This window comes from Anabaena sp. CCY 9402-a (genome assembly GCF_963920945.1).
Classification (GTDB): domain Bacteria; phylum Cyanobacteriota; class Cyanobacteriia; order Cyanobacteriales; family Nostocaceae; genus Trichormus; species Trichormus minutissimus.
The window spans coordinates 37,741-46,150 of the sequence record NZ_CAWUDL010000053.1; the positions used below are offsets into that span (position 1 = coordinate 37,741).

At 41.0% G+C, this 8,410-nt stretch carries 6 protein-coding genes and 1 pseudogene; 3 read left to right on the forward strand and 4 right to left on the reverse strand.

Annotated elements, in window-relative coordinates:
* Positions 1 to 36: 36 nt before the first annotated feature.
* The 3 genes from ACM0OR_RS18945 to ACM0OR_RS18955 all read right to left on the reverse strand — a co-directional run bounded on the left by ACM0OR_RS18945 (position 37) and on the right by ACM0OR_RS18955 (position 3,464).
* Positions 37 to 2,457, reverse strand: a complete 2,421-nt coding sequence (locus ACM0OR_RS18945) for a sucrose synthase (RefSeq protein ID WP_414578010.1) — start codon at positions 2,455 to 2,457, stop codon at positions 37 to 39.
* A gap of 496 nt (positions 2,458 to 2,953) precedes the next feature.
* Entirely contained in the window at positions 2,954 to 3,193 is a 240-nt protein-coding gene (locus ACM0OR_RS18950; RefSeq protein ID WP_190707788.1) for a hypothetical protein, read from the reverse strand.
* A gap of 58 nt (positions 3,194 to 3,251) precedes the next feature.
* Entirely contained in the window at positions 3,252 to 3,464 is a 213-nt protein-coding gene (locus ACM0OR_RS18955) for a chlorophyll a/b-binding protein (RefSeq protein ID WP_190707791.1), read from the reverse strand.
* 199 nt (positions 3,465 to 3,663) lie between these two features.
* Between ACM0OR_RS18955 and ACM0OR_RS18960 the strand changes: the two genes are divergently transcribed.
* The 3 genes and pseudogenes from ACM0OR_RS18960 to ACM0OR_RS18970 form a co-directional block, all read left to right on the forward strand.
* Positions 3,664 to 4,350 (forward strand): SAM-dependent methyltransferase, encoded by a 687-nt coding sequence (locus tag ACM0OR_RS18960; RefSeq protein ID WP_414578012.1) that lies wholly within the window; start codon positions 3,664 to 3,666, stop codon positions 4,348 to 4,350.
* A 37-nt stretch (positions 4,351 to 4,387) separates the two neighbouring features.
* Entirely contained in the window at positions 4,388 to 5,344 is a 957-nt protein-coding gene (locus ACM0OR_RS18965; RefSeq protein ID WP_414578014.1) for an XdhC family protein, read from the forward strand.
* A gap of 120 nt (positions 5,345 to 5,464) precedes the next feature.
* Positions 5,465 to 5,608, forward strand: a pseudogene (locus ACM0OR_RS18970) (hypothetical protein); the annotation flags it as partial.
* A gap of 84 nt (positions 5,609 to 5,692) precedes the next feature.
* Here the strand turns inward: ACM0OR_RS18970 and gyrA are convergent.
* Positions 5,693 to 8,200, reverse strand: coding sequence for a DNA gyrase subunit A (gene gyrA / locus ACM0OR_RS18975; RefSeq protein ID WP_414578016.1), 2,508 nt, complete (start codon positions 8,198 to 8,200; stop codon positions 5,693 to 5,695).
* Positions 8,201 to 8,410: the final 210 nt, after the last annotated feature.

The window sequence follows — 8,410 nt, forward strand, 5'->3', positions numbered from 1 at the left end:
TCGTAATTTTTAATTACAATTACGAATTAGAAATTGTTATCGATACTTATGCTGTTCTAGGAGTGCTTGCGCCCTGGGTTTGTAAATTAAATAGAATAAAGACTCAAGGTAGCGCAACAAGTCCTCACGTTTCTCTTTGGATGTAAAGTTCCAGAAACCATAAATTCTGGCTAATGACAACAGTTTATTGGTGTGAATCTTCCAAGTATAGGTACTGTATACTCGGTCAATTGCTTGCTGAGAAACTGTACCCCAATATTGTGGATTTTCTTCACATTTAGTGACAAATTCGAGGATTTTTTGGGCTGTTTCCTCTAAATTAGTGGGGTTAATGTAAAAACCATTGACTTTATTTTGAATAATTTCTAATGGCCCACCAAATTGGGTAGCGAACGTTGGTAATCCTGAAATCATCGCCTCCAATATTGTCAAACCAAAGGCTTCAAATAAAGCTGGTTGAACGAAAATACCTTCGTGGTCAGCAATGACTCGATACACTTCCCCAGAATCAGTTTTTGATAGGCGCACACCCAGCCAGCGAATCTTGCCATGCAGATTGTACTCGTCAATAGTGTGATAAAGTTTGACGATTTCATCCCGTTCTTCATTGTCGTCTGATTCTTCCACCCGCAACTTACCGGCAATCAAAATTAAGTTGCAATGTTCTTGCAGTTCTTTACTTTTACCAAAGCATTCTGCTAAACCAGTCATATTTTTAATCCGGTCTAGACGCGCCATTGAGAAGATTGGACGCTTATGAGGATCGTCGAGGTTACCGAAGATTTGGCTAGGGTCTTCTAAAGTAAATAGCATTTCGTCAATCCGTGAGCGATCGCTTTCTACTCTATCTTCAAAACGTGTATAGGGAAAATAGGCGTTTTCATTTACCCCAGGCGGTACGACGTTAAACTTGGGACTAAATAATTCAATCCCGTTCACCACATGGTACAACTCAGGCATGGTGAAGCATTTGTAAGATTCATACTGCCCTACACTATCGGCTTTACCGATAATTTCTTGGTAGGTGCTGCTGATGACGAAATTGGCTGCATTCATCGCAATCAAATCAGCAGTGAATTGCAAAGAAAAATGATATTTATCTTCCAAATCTTGCCAATACAGGTTACTAAACAAGTATTTGGATTTTTCTAAAGCGTGGGCGATATTGCATTGAGTAACGTTCATCCGTCGCGCTAACAAGAACGCTACTAAGTTCCCATCGGTATAGTTACCCACAATTAAATCTGGTCTACCTTGAAATTCTGCCAGCAGTTCCCGTTCTGCGTCAATGGCGAAGGTTTCTAGATAAGGCCAAAATTCAAATCGGGAAATCCAGTTTTGCGTCATATTGGGGTTAAATTCCCGCAGAGGGACACGCAAAATCCAGGCGTTTTCTGTACCGTGAACTTTTTCGAGGCGTTGGTTGCAAAGAGTCCCATCACTGTTGGGAATGAGGCGACTGAGAATTATCACCTTGGGTTGGACGTTTAACCCATCCAAGCCGGCGAGTACAGCATCTTCTTGTAGTTGCTTTTCTAAATTTTTGGCTTGGTCGAGGACGTACACCACCTGACCACCAGTATCAGGACGACCCAAAACCCCCTCTTGTCCAAACCAACCATGTGCTGACACCAGGACGATTCTAAAAATCATCGGGACACGAGAGATGAAGGCTTCGAGAGTTTGGGGGTTGGGTGAGTCGATTAATTCATCCAGAATGTCTAAGGTATCTCGCACACGAGAGGCTGTATTACCCCAACCTGGTTCAAAACCCATAGTTTGCAATTGCAACCGCAATTGTTCATAGGGTTCATCGTTGGGTCTATCACTCACAAAGTTGATAGCTTTCTTAACTTGCTGTGACAGCTGCTGTTGTGATTGAATGCGATCGTTAATTAACAGCTGGACACCGTTGTAATGATGTAGGCGGAGGAAGTTGAATAGGCTTTCTAGCCATTGTTTGGGGTCTTGAAAGAGTTGGCTAGATAGATAACGGTTGAGGAACTCTACACCTTTACCAATATTTTTGGGGTCACGGATGACTGGGGTGTAGTCGTAAAAAGGGCCAAAGTCTAACTCTAGCAGATCACCATCTTGGGGATGAAATTTATTGACGAAGCGATCGCGCAAATCTAATAATTCCTGTACCGTCATCGACTCAACATCTAAGTCTGCTGTCAGGCGATAAACTTCTTGACTAGCAATCTTGGAACGAATGATGAAACATAGATTTGAGTCTTCTTGAATAATCTCTTGGGTATAGTAAATTAATTTTCCTAAGTGAGAAGAAGTATAAAACGTCTCTGGCTTCTCAAATTTGGTGCAGTATTCACTATATTCATTCAAGATGTCATTCCGCAGTAAATAATTCTGCTCTTTTTGGCGTAATTGACTAACAAAGCCCCGCAAATCACTTTTTTCTTCACTATCCAGGATCGTCTGAATCAATTCTGACATAGTATGTCAACTCCTAAAGATGATTTTGCATTCTAGGGTAGCGTAAACTTAAACCCTATAATTTAGACACGTGAAAACTTAAATAAACACAGATAAATTAATCTAACTGTATTTTTTGTACGTATTAAATCGTGCTATTCTTTACCCAAAATAAATAAAAATAAGTATTTTTCTGTCTAACTAAAGATAGATCATATTTAAATTATTGGTATATTTTCTATTTTTAAGAAATTATGTGGCGATTCTACGTGATTTGTGAAAATTGCGAAGCCTCATAAACCCATTTGCTTCCAGAAGCTAGAAGTATAAATTTTTGCTGTTCTGAAAGGTATGTTTTATACTAACATCTTGCACCAGTTTATTGATAATCGTGCAAGATACCAGTAACTCTCTCTTCATTTTGTTTTGAATGATCGCTAAATATTTAAAGAAGCCTTAGTTACAAGAACCAAGACTTCAGATAAAGTTATTAAATTTACAAGCAGAACTCAACTTTTTACCCCAAATTGCTGAAAAAAGTTGCCCACAGAGTTCCTGTTACTCCCACCGCAATTAAAATGTTGGTGAAAAATCTGCCTAATTCAGTGTCTTCTCCCAGTCCTTTATCATCTTGACCTGCACTGAAAAATAATGACCAAGCTTGGTTAGCATTGATAGTTTCAAAGTTGTTGAAATCAGGTCTAAATACAACAGTTCCAATTAAATCTTTTGTCGGAAAATCAAAGTCAGTTTTCATTGTTTTATTGCTTTCTTATTTGTTGAGTGAAATATTCAAAATTGACTTGCAAACTTAGTTACAGGTTTGTCAGCCATCCAATCAAGCCGTTTCCTGTGATTATTTCTACAGCAATAAGTGAGACAAAGCCAATCATCGCCAAGCGTCCATTGAGTTTCTCCGCGTACTCGGTAAAACCTGCTCTTGGGGTTTGATCTACATAAACTTTTGGTTCAATGGCAAAGTTGTTGAGTTGACCGAGTTCGTTCATTGTGAAGCCTTTGCTTGTCATGTCTTTTTTCTTTTGCTTGCTTATGTAACTGAATATAACATTATGTAAATATTTTTTACAAGGGATTGACAAAACAAACTGGTGATGAAAGCCGTAGCAAATAGGTTGGGGATACCGTATTATCCAGAAAATCTGAAAATCTCTGGTGATGCGGGGTAACATTCAAACTCAAAGCAGGCAAGATATGAAGTAACCTGTTATGCGTTCACAAATGAAACTCAATGAAGTTGTCCCTTGGGGTAGAACTCTAGAAGAGTATAAATTGATGTTTAATCTGTCAGAGGCAGATTTGAACACCAAAATTTTGGGCTGTGGCGATGGGCCAGCTAGCTTCAACGCTGAAATGACAGAATTAGGATGCTCTGTTGTGTCTATTGATCCGATTTATGAGTTTTCTGCTGCACAGATTGAGCAGCGTGTGAGAGAAACTTATGAGACAGTCGTTTCACAGGTCAAGCAAAACGCTCATCGCTATATCTGGAAGAACTTTCATCATGCTGATGAGCTTGGTGAGGCTCGGCTCGCCGCCATGAAAAAATTTTTATGGGATTATGAAAAGGGGAAAGCTGTAGGGCGTTATTTAAATCAATCTTTACCAAGCTTAGAATTTGCTAATCATCAGTTTGAATTATGTGTATGTTCTCATTTGCTCTTTCTGTATTCTGAACAGTTATCGCTGGATTTACACATGGATTCGATTCATGAACTTCTGCGAGTCGCTCCAGAAATTAGGATTTTCCCTTTACTGAAGCTTGATGGTGAAACGTCTCCATACCTTGAGCCAGTTATTCAGGAGCTATCTAGCAAAGGTTTTAAAGTGCAGGTGAAACCCGTTGCTTACGAGTTTCAGAAAGATGGGAATCAAATGTTGCAAATCAATTGGTAAGTTATCAAGTTGTCAATAACAAAACAATCAGGTTTTCATGGTTGAGTTTTACCAACAACTAGCAGCCGCTTTAAAACAAGGTGGTGTAGTTTTAGCCACAGTCACTAGTACCAAAGGTTCTGTCCCTAGAGAAGTAGGTGCAAAAATGATGATCTGCGCCGACGGGAAAACTTACGGTACAATTGGCGGCGGTGCTGGGGAAGCTAAAGTTTATCAACAAGCTTTGCAAGTCTTACAAAATGGCGAAAAGCAATTGGTAGAAATTGATTTATCAGGCGCACCGCACCGAGAAATTCAAGGTGTTTGTGGTGGCACAATGTTGGTATGGTTGGAGTTATGGTCAGGTGATGCTAGTTTAAGCTTAGTGAATGAGATTATCGATAAACTTACATCTGGGCAACCAGGCGCAATTATTACACCTTTAAATATCAATGCCAAACCCTACTTAGAAACAGCAAATATCCCCGAATTACCGCAACTTAAAAATCATACTTTAATTGAACCTTTACTAACACCACCAACTCTATTAATTATTGGTGCAGGACATATTGCTATTCCCCTAGTTAAGATGGCTAAGATAGCAGGTTTTAAAATTATCATACAAGACGATCGCCTAGATTTTGCTACCCCAGAAAGATTTCCCGATGCCTCATTAGTTTTAGCAAAACCTATCACCTCAATTCTGGAAAATATTCAGCAAATTTCTAATTTATATATTGCTTTAGTGACTAGAGGTTATTTACAAGATGTATCAGCTTTAGAAATATTAAAGCATTGTCATGCACAATATATTGGCATGGTTGGTAGTAAAAAACGCGTTGATACTGTTTACAAAATATTGCAATATCAGGGTAATTTACCAAGGATATATGCACCCATTGGTTTAGATATTGGGGCTTTAACCCCAGAAGAAATTGCAGTTAGCATCTGTGCAGAATTAATTAAAGTGCGTCGGGGTGGAACTGGGCGATCGCTATCAGAAAATATACTTTAGGATTTCCTGCTCTCATGAGGTAAATCCTCACTGGGTATACGCTGTGAATAATAGATGAAGCCTTCCAGTTTAGAGATAGCAAAAAATACTCAGAGTTTTCTTTAACTAAAGGCAAAGTCAGGGCTTCAGGTGTTTACAACGATCTTAGATGGCATATACAAGACAGGTCGCAAGATCACAGATGAATTTAAGCAGATGACGGAGATTGTATTTGACGATTATTTGCCGCAATGGAATTATACAGCAGTGCGAGAGACCCCGTAATGATGGATCTTATTTTATCCTCATTCCTAAACACCGCGCTACCGCTCTAAGCGCAGCTATGCCCGCAGGGCTTTACAGCACTCCTCAAGATGAACGTACTTCAGAAACAGTAATAATTTTTTCATCCCGGTTGAGTTGCAGGATACTTTCCCCTTTAGCATCTCTGGGCAAAATTGGTACAGTATCTATAGGTATTCGTACCACTCGGTCTTTATTCGTCACAAGTGCCACTTCTGACGTTGCGATCGCTGTTACCATCCCCGCGAGATTGTCTGTTTTAGTCGCAAATTTTATAGCTTGCGTCCCCAAATCGGCACGGTTAGCCGATTTTAACTGATTCAGAGGTAAGCGTTTAGCGTATCCTTCTTCCGTTACTAATAATAGGTGTGTGGCTGTTGATGAACTCACACAGCCAACCATGTGCTGATATTTCAGGATGCGTAATGCTTGTAAACCCATCGCTGTCCGTCCCATCATGGGTAGTTGTTCGTCATTAGCTGGAAACCGCAGCAACCGCCCCCCAGAACTAGCTAAAATCAAGTGTTCCCCAGACTTGGTGAATTGTGTCAATAACAATTCATCGTCATCTTTGAGTTTAATAATCGTAATTCCCCGCCGTGTCAGGTTAGTAAGTTCTTCTAAAGACAGACGCTTAATTCTTCCCTGTTTAGTCAAGAGAACAATTTGCTGAGTTCCTAAATCTGTTGGGAGTATAAAGCGACTAACCACAGGTTCTTGAGTACCTTGAGCTGTACTTGTCAGCATGGTAATCAGAGGTGTTCCCCGTGGTGAACGTCCTGTAGTGGGGGGAATATCTCCGATTTTGACAGGGTAGAGCTTACCACCATTGGTCAGCACTAATAAATCTTTGTGGGTGTCGGTCAACTCGGTTTGAATAATGAAGTCGTGATCATTTAAACCGTTGTCTAATTTTGACTTTTTCCCAGATAGCTGAATCCGACGCACATAACCCCGGTGAGTAGATTCTAAAATCACTTCCTCTAAAGGTTCGGCTGATTCTGGTTCTGCTTCTACTTTGCTTGAGCTTTTTTGTCCGTCTGCACTTTTGCCTTTTGGTAATTCCTCTGTAATGGTAGCCCCTAACTTAGTACGTCGGGAATCGCCGTATTTCTTTTTGAGCGATCGCAAATCTTTTTTCAAAGCCTTGAGTAATTCTTTGCGATCGGTCAACAGGTTTTCCAGTACAGCAATTTGTGTGCTGAGTTCGTCAAACTCACGCTGTAAGTTCTGCTGTTCTAAACTCGTGATTCGACGCAATGGCATTCCTAAAATAGCATCAGCCTGACTTTCGCTTAAATCTAGTCGGCTACACAGACTAATTTTAGCTGTGCTACCATCGGCGGCTTGTCGCAAAATTTCGATAACTTCATCCACATTGGATAAAGCTTTGAGTAACCCCATAACTGTATGCAGGCGACTTTGTGCCTTCTCTAACTCATAGTTGTAACGGCGGTTGAGGGTATGTTCTCGGAACTGCAAAAACTCTAATAAAAGTTGCCGCAAACTTAACTGACGGGGTTGTCCATCAACTATCGCCAACAAGATTGCCCCAAAGGTAGTTTGCAAGGCGGTTTGGTGATACAAATGCTGGAGAACTTCTTGGGGGTTAGTATCGCGTTTGAGTTCGATGACAACTCGCATCCCTTCGCGATCGCTTTCATCCCGAATGTCAGAAATACCATGTAGGCGACCGTGATTTACTAAGTCAGCCATTTTTTCAATCCAGCCGGCCTTATTGACTTGATAAGGCAATTCCGTGATCACAATTGCTGTTCGCCGCTTGCTACCTCTACCGCCGGGAACTTCCTCAACTGTGGCGACTCCCCGCAAGACAATCCCACCTTTACCTGTGATATATGCCTCGCGAATGCCCGTATCACCAATTATTTCCCCACCAGTGGGAAAGTCAGGCCCTGGAATTAAATTTATGAGCTTTTCATCTGACAAATCCGGTTGGTCAATTAAGGCAATCAACCCATCAACAATTTCCCCTAAATTATGAGGGGGAATATTTGTCGCCATCCCAACAGCAATGCCGGAACAGCCATTGAGCAACAGAAAGGGCAACTGTGCAGGTAAAACTGTGGGTTCTTGTTGTGAATTATCGAAGTTGCCAGCAAAATCTACAGTTTCTTCGCCAATTTCTGTCAGCATCCCTTCATGACCAATTGATGCTAGACGGGTTTCTGTGTAGCGCATCGCCGCCGGTGGGTCATTATCAACGCTACCAAAGTTGCCGTGTCCTGCTAGTAAAGGGTAGCGACTAGAAAAATCCTGCACCAGTCTCACGAGGGCATCATAAACAGCCTGATCGCCATGTGGGTGGTATTTACCCAATACATCCCCTACCACACGGGCGCATTTCCGGTAAGGTCTATCGGGTGTTAAGCCAAGTTCGTGCATAGCGTATAAAATCCGCCGATGCACTGGCTTTAAACCATCACGAACATCTGGTAATGCCCGCCCCACAATCACACTCATGGCATATTCTAAGTAAGACCGTTGCATCTCCGTGTGCAGGGCTGTTGTAATTACCTGTCCCTTTGAGAGAAGGTTTAACTGTTTTGCCATGAGTTTTTTCCCTGAGATTGAACTACACAAAAATCGGTGTTACTAAACAATGCAGCAAACAAAGCATAACGGATGAAATGGGATTAATAACACAATCTTGATTATCAGAGCAGAAAAAGCCGTAGTATCATCCTTGATGACGAGTAGCTACATACATTAGACTTGTCTATAAAAGATAAAAAGCTTACTGTGAAGGGATTATAGGAGATA